The following is a 16,007-nucleotide window of genomic DNA, read 5'->3' on the forward strand; positions in this document are numbered from 1 at the left end:
ACCATGACGAGGTAAAGGATGATGCCGGGGATCCAGATAGTACGTCGGAGAACGGACCACTCACGGCGTAAACCAGCAAAAAGAAGGATGATTGCCAGGGCAAGAAATGGAGCAACGGGGCCCTTCGCGAGGGTGGCGGCTGCACCGAAGAAGTAGAGATCAAAGAGCCAGAACTTTCTGCCTGTCTCATACCACGCATACCAGCCGAGCATGCCGATGCAGAAAGGAGCGGCAAGCTGCATATCGGTGGAAGCGCCGCGAGCGAAGCTGACGATGGCGACGCATGATGCTGTGATGAGGGCGGCATCGAGGTGTCCGCCAGGGCGGAAGCGTCGCATGTGTAAAAAGATCAAGACGACGAGGGCTAAGGCACCGGAGGAAGACGGGAGACGGGCGGTCCAGTCAGATACGCCGAACTCCTTGAAGAAGCTCATGGCTCGCCAGTAGTAGAGGGCGGGCTTTTCGAGCCAGGGCTTGCCGTAGAGGATGGGGGTAACCGTGCCGCCGACGATGCAGTGGAAGGAGTTGCGAATATCTTCCAGGTGAAGGCTGCGGGGGACCATCTTGGCATCGACCTGATGGCACGCTTCAGAGTGCGCGGTGAGCATCTCGCGGGCGATCTGAGCGTAGCGTGGCTCATCTGCGCCGACGAGCCCGAGTTGATCGCCGCCAAAGACAGGAACGAGACCGTAGAGTAAAAGAAAGATGGTAACTACAAAGAGGATGACAAATTCACGAACTGTTACGGCAGAGGGCAGCTTCAGATACCGCTGGAGCCATATCACAGTTGCGCTGCCATTCCTAGCGCCGGCGAGGGCGGGATGTTGAATATCGTTCATTTTCTATGAGGAAAAAGACAAGGCTATCAGAGTCCCGTCCGGAGCTGGGTGAGGATTCTCTCTAAAGCGATTGGAAGGGGGCCATCGACGGTACATCCACTGGCGTTGCGATGACCGCCTCCGCCGAAGTGTTCGGCGATCTGGGCGACGTCAGTTTTGCCTTTGCTACGGATGCTGAGACGAAACTGGTCAGCATTGGCGACCTCGCGGAGGAAGACAGCCGATTCGACGCCAGCGATACTGATGAGGTAGTTGACTACCCCCTCGCAGTCCTCAGGGATGGCACCGATGCGGTCCATGTCTTTGCTGGTGACCCAGGTCCAGGCGAGGTTGTCGTCGCACTGCAAGTTGGAGAGGGCGATACCCAGCAGGCGAATCTTACTGGCAGGATTGGAGAGGTAGATGTCGCGAGCTATCTTGCTGGGGCTGGCTCCGCAAGCAGCAAGATGGTGGACCATGGCGAAGGTATCGGCGGTTGTGCTGGAGTAGGTAAAAGTGCCAGTGTCGGACAGGATGCCAGCGTACAGGCAGGTAGCCATGGAGGGAGTAATCTCGACATTCGCGGCGACTGCGATGTGATAGACCATGGCGGCAACGGCACAGGCGTGCTCGTCGATCCAGTTGACGGAGCCGAAGGGGCGGCCGCTGGCGTGGTGGTCAATGTTGATGAGGGTACGCCCCTCCAGTCCGAGGAGGCCGGTGCGGGCGATACCGTCGCACTCGAGGAGGATGGCGGGGGTGGTTTGAGTGGGGTCTACGTCGTTGGCGGAGGGGGTGTGGTGGATGCGGCTGATGTTAGGAAGAGTGCTATAGGTCGAGGGGATGGGGTCGGCGAAGACGATGTCCGCCTGACAACCAAGCTGATCGAGTACTTCGGCAAGAGCCAGGACCGAGCCGATGGCGTCGCCGTCCGGCCGGGTGTGAGAGGCAAGGAGGAAGCGAGGATGGGCCCTGAAGGCCGCAAGGAGATCGTCAATCTGCGCTACGTGAGGTTTGACCTCAAGGAGCTGGGCTTGTGGGGTCATGACTTGGCCGCTGCCTCCGAAGCAGGTTGGGCTGCTGCGGCGCGCTTCTGCTCCCGCTTGCGGGTGCGGGCGAGAAGCTCGTCCATGCGTCCGGTCATCTTCTCGGAGCGGTCGATGGCGAAGGTGAGCTCGGGGACGTGGCGTACCCCCATGCGGTCCCGGAGCTGAGAGCGGATGTAGGCGCGGGCTGTGGTGAGTCCTTCGAGAGTGGAGGTCTCCTCCTCCTCGTTCCCATGGACGGCTACGAAGATGCGGGCGGATTTGCCGCCGGGAGCGAGGACTACCTCGGTGACATAGCTGGGGGCGATGCGCGGGTCGGAGAGTTCCCCTTCGAGCATGGCTCCAATCTCTTCGGAGAAGGTGTTGGCTACACGGTTGCGGTGGTAGGTTCTGGCGCGCTGCTCGGGCATAGGGTTTTGACTGGGTGGAACGGTTGAGGATATCAAAGTTGGGGCGATCTACCTAGCGACGAACGACGGTTTGTGACGGATTTCCTGTGGATTGCGACGATATGGTGTCTATTCGGTCAGGATTTCGGCATACGAGTCGGTGATTTCTGCGCTCAGTGCGGCTGCAATGCGGTGAGCAGCCTGGTCGATCAGGTGGAGTTGGCCGGTGAGATAGCTGTTTGACGAGGAGATGGCTGCGATGCCTAGAGTGGCGCGGTTCCAGACGAGGCCTTCATCGAGCTCGGCTATAGCTAAGTTGAAGCTGTGGCGAAGCTTATCCTTCATGGAGCGGACGACCTGACGGCGATCTTTGAGGGATTGGGCATGGGCAATTTCGAGTTCGATGGTGAGTTTGGCAATGGGCATGATGTTTGTACCTCCCCCCTCCCCTTGAGGGTATTTTGCGTGTAAGTCTTTTATTTCGTTTAGCTTGGCGGTGGTTTATCGCTGTAAAATATTCCATCTAAATGACTTAGTTGCAAAATATTGAAAAGAGGAAGCTTAGCTTAGCAATTACAGGGACTGGCCTTTCTGGTTCTAATTCTTTGATGTTTCTGGGTGCTTGTTTTGTCAAGTGCATGTTGTTTTTTTGATTAGCAGACTTTGATCAACGAACAAGCAGAAGGTAGATCGCCATGGCTACTCCGGCGGCGGCAAGGAGCAGGCCGAGAATGACGGCGTCGCGGGATACCCGGCCGGGACGCCAGGTGCCGGAGGTGAGTTCCTGAATGAGTTGGAAGTGACGGTAGACTGCGCCGAGGTTGACCACCACCCCGAGGGCGACCAGTGAAACTCCTGACCAGAGGGAGAGGCCAGTGGTGGGAGTTGAAGGGTGGGATTGGGTGAGGGTGATCTGGCGGAGGAAGAGACCGAAGCGGCTGACGGCGAAGCCGATGCCCATGAGGCCGAGGCCGGTGCGGATCCATGCGAGGAAGGTTCGTTCGGCGGCGAAGTAGACGCGGGGGTCTTGCTCGGCGGGTGGGGTCTGATTGGGCATGGTGGGATTGTATGGGTAATGATTTTTGGTGTGTCGACGGTGTGGTTTTTGGGTGGTGGGTTGTGGTGGGGTGGTGGTGGTTTGCTACAGGGAAGATGTTGGAAGTTCAACCGCAGATTCCTCCGCTTCGCTGCGGAATGACAACAAAAGGGCATGCAACTGCAACCGCAACCGGCAAGTTCAAGTGCAGATCCCCTTGGGGGGATGACAACAAAAGGCATGAGCGACGGCAAATGCGCGGTAGTTGGGGAATCTTTTACAATTTGGGATTGGGAGATCCCATTGAAAGAGACTGAGCGTTTTGTGACTGCGCTGGCTTCGGTACGGCGTGCGAGTTTAGTGATGGTACTGGTAGCGTTTGCGGGGTGAGTGTGAGTAGTGCGCTGGGTGCTGCGGTGCAGGGGAAGAGTGCGGCGTTTGGGCCGGCGAATCCGTTTTATGCGAAGAGTACGCTGCCTTTTGAGGCTCCCCCCTTCGACAAGATCAAGGACGGCGACTATGAGCCGGCGATCGAGGCCGGAATGGCTGAGGAGTTGAAGGAGATTGAGGCGATTGCAAATAACTCCGCTGCTCCTACGTTTGAGAATACGGTTGTGGCGATGGAGAAGACCGGGGCGCTGTTTCAGCGGGCGATGGCGGCGTTCAGCGGAGTTACGGGAGCGAATACGAATCCTGAGTTGGAGAGAGTGCAGGAGGATCTGGCTCCCAAGCTGGCGGCGCACCGGGATGCGATCTATCTGAATGAGAAGCTGTTTCGTCGTGTGGCCGCAGTGTATGAGGCGCGCGCGTCGCTGAAGCTGAGCCCGGAGGGTCTGCGGCTGGTAGAGGTGAGGTACAGGGATTTTGTGCATGCAGGGGCGAACCTCTCGGATGCGGATAAAGAGAAGCTGAAGAAGCTCAACTCAGAGGAGTCGACGCTTTCGAACGGGTTCCGCAGCAAGGTGCTGGCGGCGACGAAGGATGGGGCGTATGTGACGACCGATAAAGCTGCGCTGGCGGGTTTGACGGCGGCGGATCTGAGCGGTGCGGAGCAGGCGGCCAAGGACCGAAAGATGGATGGGTATGTGCTGCCGCTGCAGAATACGACGCAGCAGCCGGTGCTTTCGTCTTTGAGTGTGAGGGCGACGCGGCAGGCTGTGTTTGAAAAGTCGTGGATGCGGACTGAGCTTGGCGATGCGAACGATACCCGGGCGACGATTGCAAGGTTGGCGCAATTGCGCGCGGAGAAGGGTAAGCTGCTGGGGCATGACAGCTATGCGGGTTGGAAGCTGGAAGACCAGATGGCAAAGACTCCTGAGAATGCGCTGAAGTTTATGGATGCGCTGGTCGCTCCTGCTGTGGCTAATGCGGCGGATGAGGCGAAGGATATTCAGGATGTGATTGATTCCCAGAAGGGCGGGTTTTCAGTTGAGCCGTGGGATTGGGAGTTTTATTCCGAGCAGGTGAGGAAGGCGAAGTTCGATATCGATGAAGCCCAGGAGCGGCCTTACTTCGAGCTGAATAACGTGCTGGAGAATGGCGTGTTCTATGCCGCGGGCCAGTTGTACGGTTTGAGTTTTAAGGAGCGGAAGGATATTCCTGTCTGGAATCCTGATGTGCGGGTGTTCGAGGTCTTCGACGCGGATGGCAAGCCGTTGGCGCTGTTTTATTGCGACTACTATAAGCGCGATAACAAGAGCGGCGGCGCGTGGATGAGCAACTTCGTCGACCAGTCGAAGCTGATGGGAACGCTGCCGGTTATCTATAACGTTGCGAATCTGCCGAAGCCAGCGGCGGGCGAGCCGGCTCTGATCAGCTTCAGCGACGTGATTACGATGTTCCACGAGTTTGGCCATGCGCTGCATGGGATGCTGGCGGATAGTGAGTATCCGAGCTTGTCGGGGACGTCGGTGGCGCGGGACTTTGTGGAGTTTCCGTCGCAGTTCAATGAGCATTGGGCAACGTATCCGGCGGTGTTTGCGCACTATGCGAAGCACTACAAGACGGGCGCGGCGATGCCAGAGGAGTTGGCGACAAAGATCAAGAAGGCCGCGGACTTCAACCAGGGCTATCTGCTGACGGAGCTGGTGGCCGCGGCGGAGCTGGATATGCAGTGGCACTCGCTGCCGGTGAGCGAGGGACTGCAGGAGCCGGATGCGTTTGAGAAGGCCGCGCTGGCGAAGAAGGGATTCACGCTGAGCTATGTTCCACCACGGTACCGGTCGAGCTACTTTTCGCACATCTGGGGTGGTGGATATGCGGCGGGATATTACGCGTATCTGTGGAGCGAGATGCTGGATGATGATGCGTTCCAGTGGTTCCAGGATCATGGCGGTTTGACGCGAGCGAATGGCGACCGGTTCCGGAAGATGGTGCTGTCGCGCGGGAACACGGAGGATCTGGCGAAGATGTATGAGGCGTGGCTGGGCAGTGCGCCGAATGTCGAGCCGATGCTGAAGTATCGCGGGTTGGAGAAGGGTGCGGCGAAGTAGAGCGGCGCGCTGCGATAAAAACGAAAGAGATGAGCCGCTTGCGATGATGTCGCAGGCGGTTTTTCTTGTTTGACGGTGTGGTTCCGGGATGGGATTGGGGCCGCGTCGTGCGCGCTATCCGGCTCCGAATTTTCTTCGCAATTTTGACAGTTTCAGATATGCTGATTTTCATTCCAAGTTCACACAGCAAACTGAATTTCACCTGTTCCGAAGCTTGAGTTCACAGTGCCAGGGCATCGTCACCGCGGTTCTGCCGTGTTGCATCGCTGCATTTGTGTCTTTTCTGATCGACCAGTTCAGAGAGAAAGCCTCGTTTTGGGTTCACGTTGCAGCACTTCAGGAGCCAGAGATCATGACCAAGCGTTTCCGACTTTCCTTCCTCGTCTTTGTTTGCCAGATGGCGGCTTTTCTTCTGGTGTGTCCCGCGTTCGGGCAGCAGACGCTCGGTGGCCTGACGGGTGTGGTGACCGATGGCCAGGGCGGGATTTTGCCCGGCACCGTGGTGACGGTGGTGGGGGACCAGACGGGGTTGACGCGGACGCAGACTGCGGGTGGCAACGGGTTTTATGACTTCAACAATCTGCCGATCGGGACGTATACGCTTTCGTTTACGAAGGAAGGTTTTCAGACGCAGAAGATGAATGCGATACCGGTGCAGGGCGATCGCACGGGGACGGTGAATGCGCAGTTGAACGTGGGTGCGGTGAATACGGTGGTGAGCGTGGATGCGAGCCCGTTGATGAACGCGGTGGATACGACGAATGGATATGTGCTGGACAAGGCACAGATCGAGTCGATTCCGCAGCCGACGGGGAGCTTTACGGGGTTGGCGATTCTGTCGCCGGGTGTGAACGCGGAGCTGCCGGGCGGCACCGGAGCGCAGTCGGGACTGGGGAATCTGCCGATTTGGGCGAACGGACAGCGTGACACCAGCAACAGCTTCACGATCAACGGTGTGGATGCGAGCAGCCTGTTCAACGGCAAGAGTACGAGCCAGGTTGGGTCACAGCGGGTGGTCAACAGCACGGGCGCTTCGACGACCCAGGGGGGAGCGGGGGTGATTCAGACGGTGGCCTCGGTGTATCTGTCGATCGGGAACGCGATTCCTACGCCTGCGCCGGAGACGATTCAAGAGGTACGAGTGAACGCCTCGATGTATGACGCTCAGCAGGGGTCTACTTCAGGGGCACACATCGATGTGAGTACAGCGTCGGGAACGAATGCTTATCACGGGACAGCGTATGGGCGCCGCGGAACGAACTGGATTAATGCAGCGCCGTTCTTCTTCAAGAATAATCCGCTGCTTGCGAATGATCCGAAGGATGAGAATCCTGAGTTGCATCGCTATATTGCGGGGGGTACGTTCGGCGGTCCGATTATCAAGAACAAGCTGTTTGGCTTTGTGTCGTACCAGCATTTGCAGGTATCGGACCAGGAGATCGGCGATAACTTTCTCAACGTGCCGGTTGGGCTGTCCGATAATAATCGCGATGCTGCGGGTTTCGCAGCCCTGATCAACGGGCCGTTTGGTACGAGTCTTACCGGTGGCAATATTGACCGGACGGCGCTGGCTTTGTTCAACTCGCCGTCGCTGCCGGGCGAGCCGGGCAAGTGGCTGGTTCCGAATGATGCCGGGTCGTCGGCTCTGTCTGCTGCGCACCCTTACAACGCGTTCCTTCCTGGCACTGGCCGGTTCAAGGCCGATATGGCGGTGGCGAATCTCGACTACAACATCTCGAATAAAGACACGCTGTCGCTGAAGTATTTTTACCAGCACGATCCGACGATTGCTCCCTACGCTTACTCGAGCGTCCCAGGATTTACCGAACATCTGGACTCGGGCGCGCAGGTGTTCTCCATCATCAATACGTACCTGGTGAAGTCGAACCTAAGCACGACGGAGAGCTTAGGTTTTTTGCGCGAGAAGACGTACGTGAATAATGAGCAGCCGTTCGGGCCGGACGCGATTCCTGGCGGCTCGCAGGGGACGGTTTCGATCAATGAGTTTGGATCGAATTATTTTCCTGGCGTGTCGATTGTGAATGTGCTTGGCAGCGCCGCAGGCCAGTACGGGCTGGTTAGCTCCGGCATTTTGAATATCGGGCCTAACGCGGAGGGGCAGGCTCCGAATACCGGGGCGTTCCAGAATCGCTGGCAGCCCGCGGGGAACGCTATCTGGACGCTGGGCAAGCACACGATCACGTTCGGTACCAACTACAGCTATACGCAGCTGAATACGATCGACAAGCGTACGGGCACGGGTACCGTCGCGACAGACGATTTGAGCGCTTATGCGCAGGGTTATGTGACGCCGGGCAGCTCTTCGACTTCGTTTTATGTCAGCTCGTTCCTGCAGGGCGATGCGAGCCGCTACTACCGCGCGAACCAAGTGGGCAGCTATGTTCAGGATAAGTTTCAGATCACGCCGACACTCTCGCTGACGGCGGGGGTGCGTTACGACTGGGATGGCGCGCTGACGGAGAAGAACGGACGCATCTTCAACTTCGATCCGAACCTTTATAACTACAATGCGACGTCGGATACGATCGTCAATCCCGGTTTCATCATCGCGGGCAACAACAAGAACGGGACCAGCGGTGTGAGCCCAACGACACTTACCGGTCGGCAGTGGGGGATTGGACCACGACTGGGAGCGGCGTGGCAGCCTGAGTTCTTCAAGAGCAAGGTGGTAGTGCGTTCGGGCTTCGGAATGTACTACGACCGCGGGGAGCTCTTCAGCTACTTCTCGCCCGGATACGCGATCGGTACGGTGACCGGCGGACCATTTGGGGCCAATCAACAGCTGCCGTTTGTGACGGCGCAGAGCTGCCCGGTGCAGAGCCTTTACAGCTACTACATTCCTACCTGCGGCGGCGGTGGTGGGACGGCACCGCCTATCAGCGCTCCGACGGCTGCTACTGGAAATCTTGCCAATCCCTATACGGATGTAAAGAGTGCTGCTCCCAGCAACCCGAAGTCGTCCGACCTGAGCAACTACCTGCCGAATATCGCCAGCATCAACGACGGTGGGCAGCCGATTTCGCTTGGCGTGTATGACCGTGGAAACAAGCTGCCGTATACCTTCAACTACACGCTGGATATTCAGTGGCAGCCACGTAACGATATTGCAATCGAGATCGGCTATGTGGGCAACCTGGGCAGACATCAAGTGATTCCGGTTCCGTTCAACCAGCCGGGAATCGCATCACCTTCGGCTGCGATTCACGGTGAAAAGTATTCGTACGGATATAACGTCGGGGGCGCTACGCTGCCGGATGGAACGGGCTACGACTTCGACTACGAGGGCGGCAACATCGATCATCGCGTACCTTATGTCGGATACGCTGCGGAGTCGATCGATTACAAGGCAGCCGGTGTGGATGCGTACAACGCACTGACGGCGCACATCGAAAAGCGGATGAGTCATGGGGTGCAGTTGGCTGCGTCGTATACGTACTCGCATGCGCTGGATGAACAGAGCGGACTTGGCTTGTTCTATAACGGCAACAATCCGCTGAACCTGCGCGACGGGTATGCTTCGGCTGACTTCGACCGGACGCACGTGATCAACTTTACCTACGTCTATCGTCTGCCTGATTTTGTTCATAGCCATAACGTCGAGAGCTACTTTACGAATGGCTGGTCGCTGGTGGGTCTTACGATTCTGCAGAGTGGACAACCGTATAGCGTGATCGACTTCAGCGGTGCAGTGGGCAGCATCTATTACGGGGTGAGCAACGGAATTACAAATCCCATTGTTCCTCTTGCTCCGGGCTGTACGGCGAAGAATGCGTATACGGGTCACTCGGGCGCGTTCAATCCGAACGGCGATCCGAATCTGAATGCATTGAAGGCATCGTGCTTTACGATCCCGTTGCTGCAGGCGGGTGGGCTGAGTGGTGGGGTTCCAACTTCGGATCCTTATGAGACCGACTTTACGACCGGTCAGCGGAACATCTTCCGGCAGGCCTTCCAGAAGCGAGCGGATGCCTCGCTGATGAAGACGACGAAGTTCACCGAGCGGTACAGTCTTACCTACACGTTCGATGTTTATAACCTGACGAATACGAGCAGCTTCGACATACCTGGTAACGAGGTGGCTCAGAATGTAAACTATAACGGTTTCCCGGAGGCGGGAACACCGGTTCTACCTACGGGGTGCGGCACCAGTAATCCTGGTACGGGTAGCTTCTATAACTGTCCGAGTGGGCTGGGTACTGTGCAGCACACTATCGGGAGCCCTCGGCAGATACAGATGGCGTTGCGGTTCCTGTTCTAGGGTTTGCAGTAGTTCGTGAGTCGATGAGGTGGCCTGCGTTATGAGCGTGGGCCACCTTTTTTGTTGCGCTTACGTGTTCAGGAGAGGCTGAGTAGTCTCTTTGAGCGCGGTGCCGGTGAGCTGGAGGCGGAGTGCTTCGCGGCAGTAGAAGGCGATGCGGGTGGCGGCGGTGACGTAGTCGAGACCTGCGCTGCGGATGTTGGAGATGCAGTTGCGGTCGGCGTCGGTACGTCCTGGGCTTGGGTTCCAGGTGATGTAGGCGCCAAGCGAGTCGGGGGAGCTGAGACCGGGGCGCTCGCCGATGAGGATGAGAGAGAGGCGGGCGCGGAGGAGGGAGCCTATCTGATCGGCGATAGCTACGCGGGCCTGGGTGACGATGCAGAGGGGGCCAAGCGCTGCGGGGAGTTGGGGGAGGAGTGCGCTGAGGAGAGGGACGGCATGGTGCTCGATGGCGGTGGCAGAGAGGCCGTCGGCGATGACGATGACGATCTCGCATGGGGATGGTTGCAGGAGAGCGGCGGGGGATAGGGTGCGGCCGAGGTCGGGGCGGCGGAGGTAGGTGGCGCGGTCGGGTGCGGCGCTGGCGAGAGTGAGGATCGGCACGGTGAGGGTGGGGATTTCGGTACGCAGACGATGGGCGAGGAGGTTTGTGTCGAGTGCGGCGTGGACGGCGTCGCGTGCCTGGGCGTGGGCTAGCTGGAAGTCGAGGATCTCCGAGGTGCAAAGGCTTACGCCGGTGCGGCGGAGGGAGACCCGAGCAGGGGTGTAGGTGCGCAGAGAGGGAACGGGGATTGTGGCCTGTATCTCGGGGCGGATTGTCTCGGTTTCTTCGGGTTCGCGGTTGGGCATTGTGGTCGTGAGTTGCCGGGGATTTGAGTAACGATGAATGCCAGTGTACGTAAAGATGGCGTGCGCTGGTCGGTTTGGAGGTTCGGGTAGGATGATGGTCTACATGAGGCTTGATGAAACAGGGCTTGTTGAGGAGATGCGCTTGATTTCTACTGGTTCTGCTTGGAGGGGCTTGTGATGTTGTACGGCAACTGTACTAGTAGTGGATGACAACAAGAACAAGAACGGTTGCCGCAGTGGGTGCGGCAACCGCAAAGCAACCGCAGATCCCTACGGGATGACAACAAAAGGACAGGCAACAGCAACAGCAAGAGCAACGGCAAGAGCAACGGCAAGAGCAACGGCAAGAGCAACGGCAAGAGCAACGGCAAGAGCAACGGCAGATCCACTTCGGGGATGACAACAAGAATGACAAAAGCGGATTCTTCCGCCTCGACAAGTTCAAGGTCAGGATGACGACTTCAGGAGTGGCCGCACAGTAGTGGAATGGGTATTTCTAGTTTAGTACTCGCGTTGATGTTGGCTTTGAACGGAAACTTCTCATGTTGCGATTTATTGGAAGTCTAATTCGTCCTTATCGCGGCACGCTGGTAGGTATTTTTCTGGCGATGCTTGTCGAGACGGTGATGAGCCTGGCGACGCCGTGGCCGCTGAAGGTGATCCTGGATAATGTGGTGGGCGACCACAAGATGGCGCCGTGGCTGCATCGTTTGATTGGGCCATTGCTCGAGAACGGGGCGAGGCTGCATGAGTCAAGGCTGCACGTGGCGGGGTTGGCTGCGCTGGCGTTTGTGGTGATTTCGCTGCTAGGCGCGGTGGCTTCGTATATCGACAACTACTACACGGAGAGTGTGGGGCAGTGGGTGGCGCATGATCTGCGCATGAAGATGTACGAGCATCTGCAGCGGCTTTCGCTGGGGTACTACAACACGCATGCGACGGGAACGATTCTGAGTACGATTACTTCCGATATTCAGACGATCGAGGGGTTTGCTTCGTCTTCGACGCTGAATATCGTGGTGGATTTGCTGACGATCGTCTGCATGCTGGGGCTGATGTTCTGGCTGAACTGGGACTTTACGCTGATTGCGGTGGGGGTGACGCCGTTTCTGCTGCTGTTTGTTTCGCGGTTCAAGAAGGCGGTGAAGAAGGCGACACGTGAGGTGCGCCGGGAGCAGAGCGAGATTGTCGCCGTGGTGCAACAGGGGTTGGAGTCGATTCAGGCGGTGATGGCGTTTGGACAGGAGGAGACGGAGCAGGCGCAGTTGGAGTTGGTGAGCCAGGCGACGGTAAGCGCGGCGTTGAAGGCGAGAAGCGTTAAGGCGCTGCTGTCGCCGGTGGTGACGATTACGGTGGCGCTGTGTACCGCGGTGGTGCTGTGGCGCGGGGCTGCGCTGATTCTGGCGAAGACGATGACGGTGGGCGAGCTAACGGTGTATCTCGCTTACCTTGCGAAGTTCTTCAAGCCGGTGAAGGATCTGGCGACGACGACCAATGCAGTGGCGCAGGCGGCGGTGGGAGCGGAGCGGGTTCGCGAGATTCTAGAGACGGATACGATTATTCCGGAGAGGGCAGATGGGCTTGCGCCGGAGACAGTTGCGGGGGAGATCGAGTTTGAGCATGCGGCGTTTGGGTACGATTCGGCGTCTCCGATTTTGACGGATGTGAGCTTCAAGATTGGGGCGGGCCAGTTTGTGGGGATCGTGGGGCCGACGGGGAGTGGGAAGTCGACGGTGGTGAGTCTGATTCCGCGGTTCTACGATGTTCAGTCGGGTGTGGTGAAGATCGATGGCGAAGATGTGCGCGGCTACAAGTTGAAGTCGTTGCGCGATAAGATCGGGTACGTGCTGCAGGATACAGTGCTGTTTCGCGGGACGATCCTGGAGAATATTGCGTTTGGACGGCCGGAGGCTACGAAGGAAGAGGTGGTGGCGGCGGCGAAGCTGGCGAATGCGGATGAGTTCATTATGAAGATGCCGCTGGGATACGAGACGATGGTGGGGGAGCGGGGATCGACGCTGTCCGGCGGGCAGAGGCAGAGGATCGGGATTGCGCGGGTGATGGTGCGGAACAGTCCGATTCTGCTGCTGGATGAGCCTACGGCAGCGCTCGATAGCGAGTCGGAGAAGCTGGTGATCGATGCGCTGGAGAAGTTGATGGAGGGGCGGACGGTGATCGCGATTGCGCATCGATTGAGTACGATTCGGGATGCGAACAAGATTCTTGTGATCAACGGGGGCGTGGTGGCGGAGAATGGAACGCATGACGAGTTGATGACGTTGAATGGAATCTATGCGGCTCTGCACAGGACGCAGTTCGATGCCGGGTTGGATAAGGTAATGGCGTGAGGTACAGCACGGGTGCGGAAATTCTGGTTGAAGGAAGAGATTATGTCGCGGTCGATTATTGTTTTGCCTGATGATTCTGCTCAACCGATTCTGAACGCCATCCATGGGGCGAAGGATTCGATCCGGGTGAAGATGTTTGTGTTTTCTGATCCGAGCCTGCTGCAGGCGGTGGTGGCGGCGCATCAGCGCGGGGTGAAGGTGCGGGTGATGCTGAACCCGGAGAGACGGGATGGCGAGAAGGAGAATGACGAGTCCCGGATTACATTGACAGAGGCGGGGGTTGAGGTTCTGGACAGCAATCCCTGCTTCGACCTGACGCATGAGAAGTCGATGGTGATCGATGACAGGATGGCGTTTGTCGAGTCGCTGAACTGGGAGACGAAGAACCTTACGGAGACTCGGGACTATGCGATCGTGACGACGCATAAGCATGAGGTCGAGGAGGTGATGGCGTGCTTCGATGCGGATTGGAAGAGGGAGCACTTCGACGCGGGAGAGCACTCGCACCTGATCTGGTGTATCGGCAATGGGCGGCAGCGGCTGGGGCAGCTGATCGATGAGGCGAAGCATTCGCTGTGGCTGCAGAATGAGCGGTACCAGGATCCGACGATCATCGAGCACCTGGTGAGGGCGAATCAGCGTGGGGTGAAGATTCATCTGATGGCGCGGCCTCCGCACAAGCTGAAGAAGGACAAACTGATTGAGGGTGTTAGCGGGTTGAGGGTGCTTGAAGACATCGGGGTGAAGATTCACAAGCTAAAGCACATCAAGCTGCATGCGAAGCTGCTGCTAGCCGATGACGAGCGCGCCATTATTGGATCGATCAATCTTGCTCCGGGGAGCTTCGACAGTAGGAGGGAACTGGCGATCGAGGTGAGGGATGAGCATATTATCGAGCGACTGTGCGCGACCGTACGGCATGACTGGGAGAACTCGAAGAAGCTGGATTTGAGCGATGAGGGGTTGATGGCGGAGTTGGAGGGGTACGATCCCAATGTTGCGGAGGATCTGGCGCTGGAGACGCGGAAGAGTGGGAAGAAGTGCTGAGGTTATCTCAGGACTGGTGGCGAGGTTGCGATTTGCTTTGGGATTTTTTTGCGGTGGCGGCGAAATGCGGGGGTCTCTCCACTGCGCTATTCACGATGAGGCTGTGAACAGCTTCGGTCGAGATGACGATTCTTTGTAGCGGGTGGGATTAAAACAAACAACAGCAAGGGCAACAGCAGATTCCTCCGCTTCGCTGCGGAATGACAAACAAGAGGGCAAGCAACGGCAACAGCAACCGCAACTGCAGTTGGTTCGAGCGGAAGTTAGGGACGGTTAGGGAGCATGGCGGGTAGGGTAAGGCAGTGGGGAGCGTTGGTGTTGAGCCAGGCTTCAAACTCCGGGGCGGGGCGGAGGTTGAGGAGGCGGCGCAGGTAGAGGGCGTCGTGGAAGGAGGTGCTCTGGTAGTTGAGCATGATGTCGTCTGCGCCGGGGACGCCCATGATGTAGTTGACGCCGGCGGTGCCTAACATGGTGAGAAGCGCGTCCATATCGTCCTGGTCGGCTTCGGCGTGGTTGGTGTAGCAGATATCGCAGCCCATGGGGAGACCGAGGAGCTTGCCGCAGAGGTGATCTTCGAGGCCTGCGCGGAGGATCTGCTTGCCGTCGTAGAGATATTCAGGGCCGATGAAGCCGACGACGGTGTTGACGAGCATGGGGTTGAAATGACGCGCTACGGCGTAGGCTCGGGCTTCGAGGGTTTGCTGGTCTACACCTTGACCTCCGGTTCCATGATGGGCGTTGGCGCTTAGGCTGCTGCCCTGGCCGGTTTCAAAGTACATGATGTTTGGCGATGGGTTTTCTGGTGTGCGGTTGAGGCTGCGGGCTTGTTGGTGGGCTTCTTCGATAAGAGCGAGGTTGATGCCGAAGCTGGTGTTAGTGGCTTCGGTGCCGCCGATGGATTGGAAGAGGAGGTCGAGCGGGGCGCCTTGTTGCATGGCCTGCATCTGCGTGGTGAGATGAGCGAGGACGCAGGACTGGGTGGGGATCTCGTAGCGGCGGCGGATGTGATCGACGAGATGAAGGAGCGTGGTGAGAGAGGCTACGTTGTCTGAGGCGGGATTGATGCCGATAACGGCGTCGCCGGAGCCAAGGAGGAGACCGTCGAGGATAGAGGCGGCGATGCCTGCGGGGTCGTCCGTGGGGTGGTTGGGTTGGAGGCGGGTGGAGAGGCGGCCGGGAAGGCCTACGGTGGTGCGGAACTTTGTGACGACGCTGATTTTGCGTGCGACGAGGATGAGGTCCTGAAGGCGCATGAGCTTGGAGACAGCGGCGACCATCTCCGGGGTGAGGCCGGGGGCCAAGGCGGCGAGGCTGGCTGGCGTGGCATCGTCCGAGAGGAGATGGTCGCGCAGCTCTCCTACGGTGAGGCTGGCGATGGGGGCGGAGGCTGCGATGGCTGCGGGAGCGCGGCTGGTGTCGACGATGAGGCGCGTGACCTCGTCTGTTTCGTAGGGGACAATGGCTTCGTTGTGGAAGTGGGCGAGCGGGAGATCGGCGAGGGCGCTTTGCGCTGCGACACGTTGCTGGGCGCTGGAGGCGGCGATGCCTGCGAGCTCGTCGCCGGAGCGGGCCGGGGTGGCTTTGGCGAGGAGATCGCTAAGGGTGTTGAAGGTGTAGCGGACGCTCGCTACGGTGTGGGCGTGGGCCATTGGCTACTACGCTAGCAGGTTGCCGGAGGGGATGGGGAGCGATCGAGGCCAGTT

11 protein-coding genes are annotated in these 16,007 nt (G+C 58.4%); 4 read left to right on the forward strand and 7 right to left on the reverse strand.

Features of this window, described 5'->3' with window-relative positions; all coding sequences use genetic code 11:
- From GSQ94_RS21380 to GSQ94_RS10270, 5 genes are all read right to left on the reverse strand, one after another.
- Positions 1 to 839: glycosyltransferase family 39 protein (locus GSQ94_RS21380; protein WP_254063784.1), on the reverse strand; the 839-nt coding region annotated here is incomplete at its 3' end.
- Between the two features lie 26 nt (positions 840 to 865).
- The gene (locus GSQ94_RS10255; RefSeq protein WP_158943691.1) at positions 866 to 1,864 is read right to left on the reverse strand and encodes a bifunctional oligoribonuclease/PAP phosphatase NrnA; all 999 of its coding nucleotides are present in this window, start codon (positions 1,862 to 1,864) and stop codon (positions 866 to 868) included.
- Positions 1,861 to 2,274 carry a 30S ribosome-binding factor RbfA gene (gene rbfA / locus GSQ94_RS10260; RefSeq protein ID WP_158943693.1) on the reverse strand — a complete coding sequence of 138 codons (414 nt, stop codon included), beginning with the start codon at positions 2,272 to 2,274 and terminating at the stop codon, positions 1,861 to 1,863. The genes GSQ94_RS10255 and rbfA overlap by 4 nt, the downstream gene beginning before the upstream one ends.
- Positions 2,275 to 2,382: 108 nt before the next feature.
- Positions 2,383 to 2,679 (reverse strand): DUF503 domain-containing protein, encoded by a 297-nt coding sequence (locus GSQ94_RS10265; protein ID WP_158943695.1) that lies wholly within the window; start codon positions 2,677 to 2,679, stop codon positions 2,383 to 2,385.
- Positions 2,680 to 2,920: 241 nt separating this feature from the next.
- Positions 2,921 to 3,310: a YidH family protein gene (locus tag GSQ94_RS10270; protein WP_158943697.1), complete on the reverse strand. Its 390-nt coding sequence runs from the start codon at positions 3,308 to 3,310 to the stop codon at positions 2,921 to 2,923.
- Between the two features lie 365 nt (positions 3,311 to 3,675).
- On the opposite strand from GSQ94_RS10270, the gene dcp reads away from it, so the two are divergent.
- Both dcp and GSQ94_RS10280 read left to right on the forward strand, forming a co-directional pair.
- Positions 3,676 to 5,781, forward strand: a complete 2,106-nt coding sequence (gene dcp / locus GSQ94_RS10275; RefSeq protein WP_158943699.1) for a peptidyl-dipeptidase Dcp — start codon at positions 3,676 to 3,678, stop codon at positions 5,779 to 5,781.
- Between the two features lie 352 nt (positions 5,782 to 6,133).
- Entirely contained in the window at positions 6,134 to 10,060 is a 3,927-nt protein-coding gene (locus tag GSQ94_RS10280; RefSeq protein ID WP_158943701.1) for a TonB-dependent receptor, read from the forward strand.
- A 69-nt stretch (positions 10,061 to 10,129) separates the two neighbouring features.
- Here GSQ94_RS10280 and eutC read toward each other — a convergent pair whose 3' ends face one another.
- Positions 10,130 to 10,909, reverse strand: a complete 780-nt coding sequence (gene eutC, locus GSQ94_RS10285) for an ethanolamine ammonia-lyase subunit EutC (RefSeq protein ID WP_158943703.1) — start codon at positions 10,907 to 10,909, stop codon at positions 10,130 to 10,132.
- Between the two features lie 542 nt (positions 10,910 to 11,451).
- Between eutC and GSQ94_RS10290 the strand changes: the two genes are divergently transcribed.
- Both GSQ94_RS10290 and GSQ94_RS10295 read left to right on the forward strand, forming a co-directional pair.
- Positions 11,452 to 13,257, forward strand: coding sequence for an ABC transporter ATP-binding protein (locus GSQ94_RS10290; protein WP_158943705.1), 1,806 nt, complete (start codon positions 11,452 to 11,454; stop codon positions 13,255 to 13,257).
- Between the two features lie 42 nt (positions 13,258 to 13,299).
- Positions 13,300 to 14,304 (forward strand): phospholipase D-like domain-containing protein, encoded by a 1,005-nt coding sequence (locus GSQ94_RS10295; RefSeq protein ID WP_158943707.1) that lies wholly within the window; start codon positions 13,300 to 13,302, stop codon positions 14,302 to 14,304.
- Between the two features lie 263 nt (positions 14,305 to 14,567).
- Here GSQ94_RS10295 and GSQ94_RS10300 read toward each other — a convergent pair whose 3' ends face one another.
- Complete coding sequence (locus tag GSQ94_RS10300) at positions 14,568 to 15,953, reverse strand: ethanolamine ammonia-lyase subunit EutB (protein WP_158943709.1); 1,386 nt, start codon at positions 15,951 to 15,953, stop codon at positions 14,568 to 14,570.
- Positions 15,954 to 16,007: the final 54 nt, after the last annotated feature.

Origin of the sequence: Granulicella sp. S190 (genome assembly GCF_009766095.1) — a bacterium.
Lineage (GTDB): Bacteria > Acidobacteriota > Terriglobia > Terriglobales > Acidobacteriaceae > Edaphobacter.

Coding starts and splice junctions, on each gene's coding strand:
- GSQ94_RS10255 (WP_158943691.1), bottom strand. CDS start 1,864: ATGACCCCACAAGCCCAGCTCCTTGAGGTCAAACCTCACGTAGCGCAG.
- GSQ94_RS10270 (WP_158943697.1), bottom strand. CDS start 3,310: ATGCCCAATCAGACCCCACCCGCCGAGCAAGACCCCCGCGTCTACTTC.
- GSQ94_RS10300 (WP_158943709.1), bottom strand. CDS start 15,953: ATGGCCCACGCCCACACCGTAGCGAGCGTCCGCTACACCTTCAACACC.
- GSQ94_RS10290 (WP_158943705.1), top strand. CDS start 11,452: ATGTTGCGATTTATTGGAAGTCTAATTCGTCCTTATCGCGGCACGCTG.
- GSQ94_RS10295 (WP_158943707.1), top strand. CDS start 13,300: ATGTCGCGGTCGATTATTGTTTTGCCTGATGATTCTGCTCAACCGATT.
- GSQ94_RS10265 (WP_158943695.1), bottom strand. CDS start 2,679: ATGCCCATTGCCAAACTCACCATCGAACTCGAAATTGCCCATGCCCAA.
- rbfA (WP_158943693.1), bottom strand. CDS start 2,274: ATGCCCGAGCAGCGCGCCAGAACCTACCACCGCAACCGTGTAGCCAAC.
- GSQ94_RS10280 (WP_158943701.1), top strand. CDS start 6,134: ATGACCAAGCGTTTCCGACTTTCCTTCCTCGTCTTTGTTTGCCAGATG.
- eutC (WP_158943703.1), bottom strand. CDS start 10,909: ATGCCCAACCGCGAACCCGAAGAAACCGAGACAATCCGCCCCGAGATA.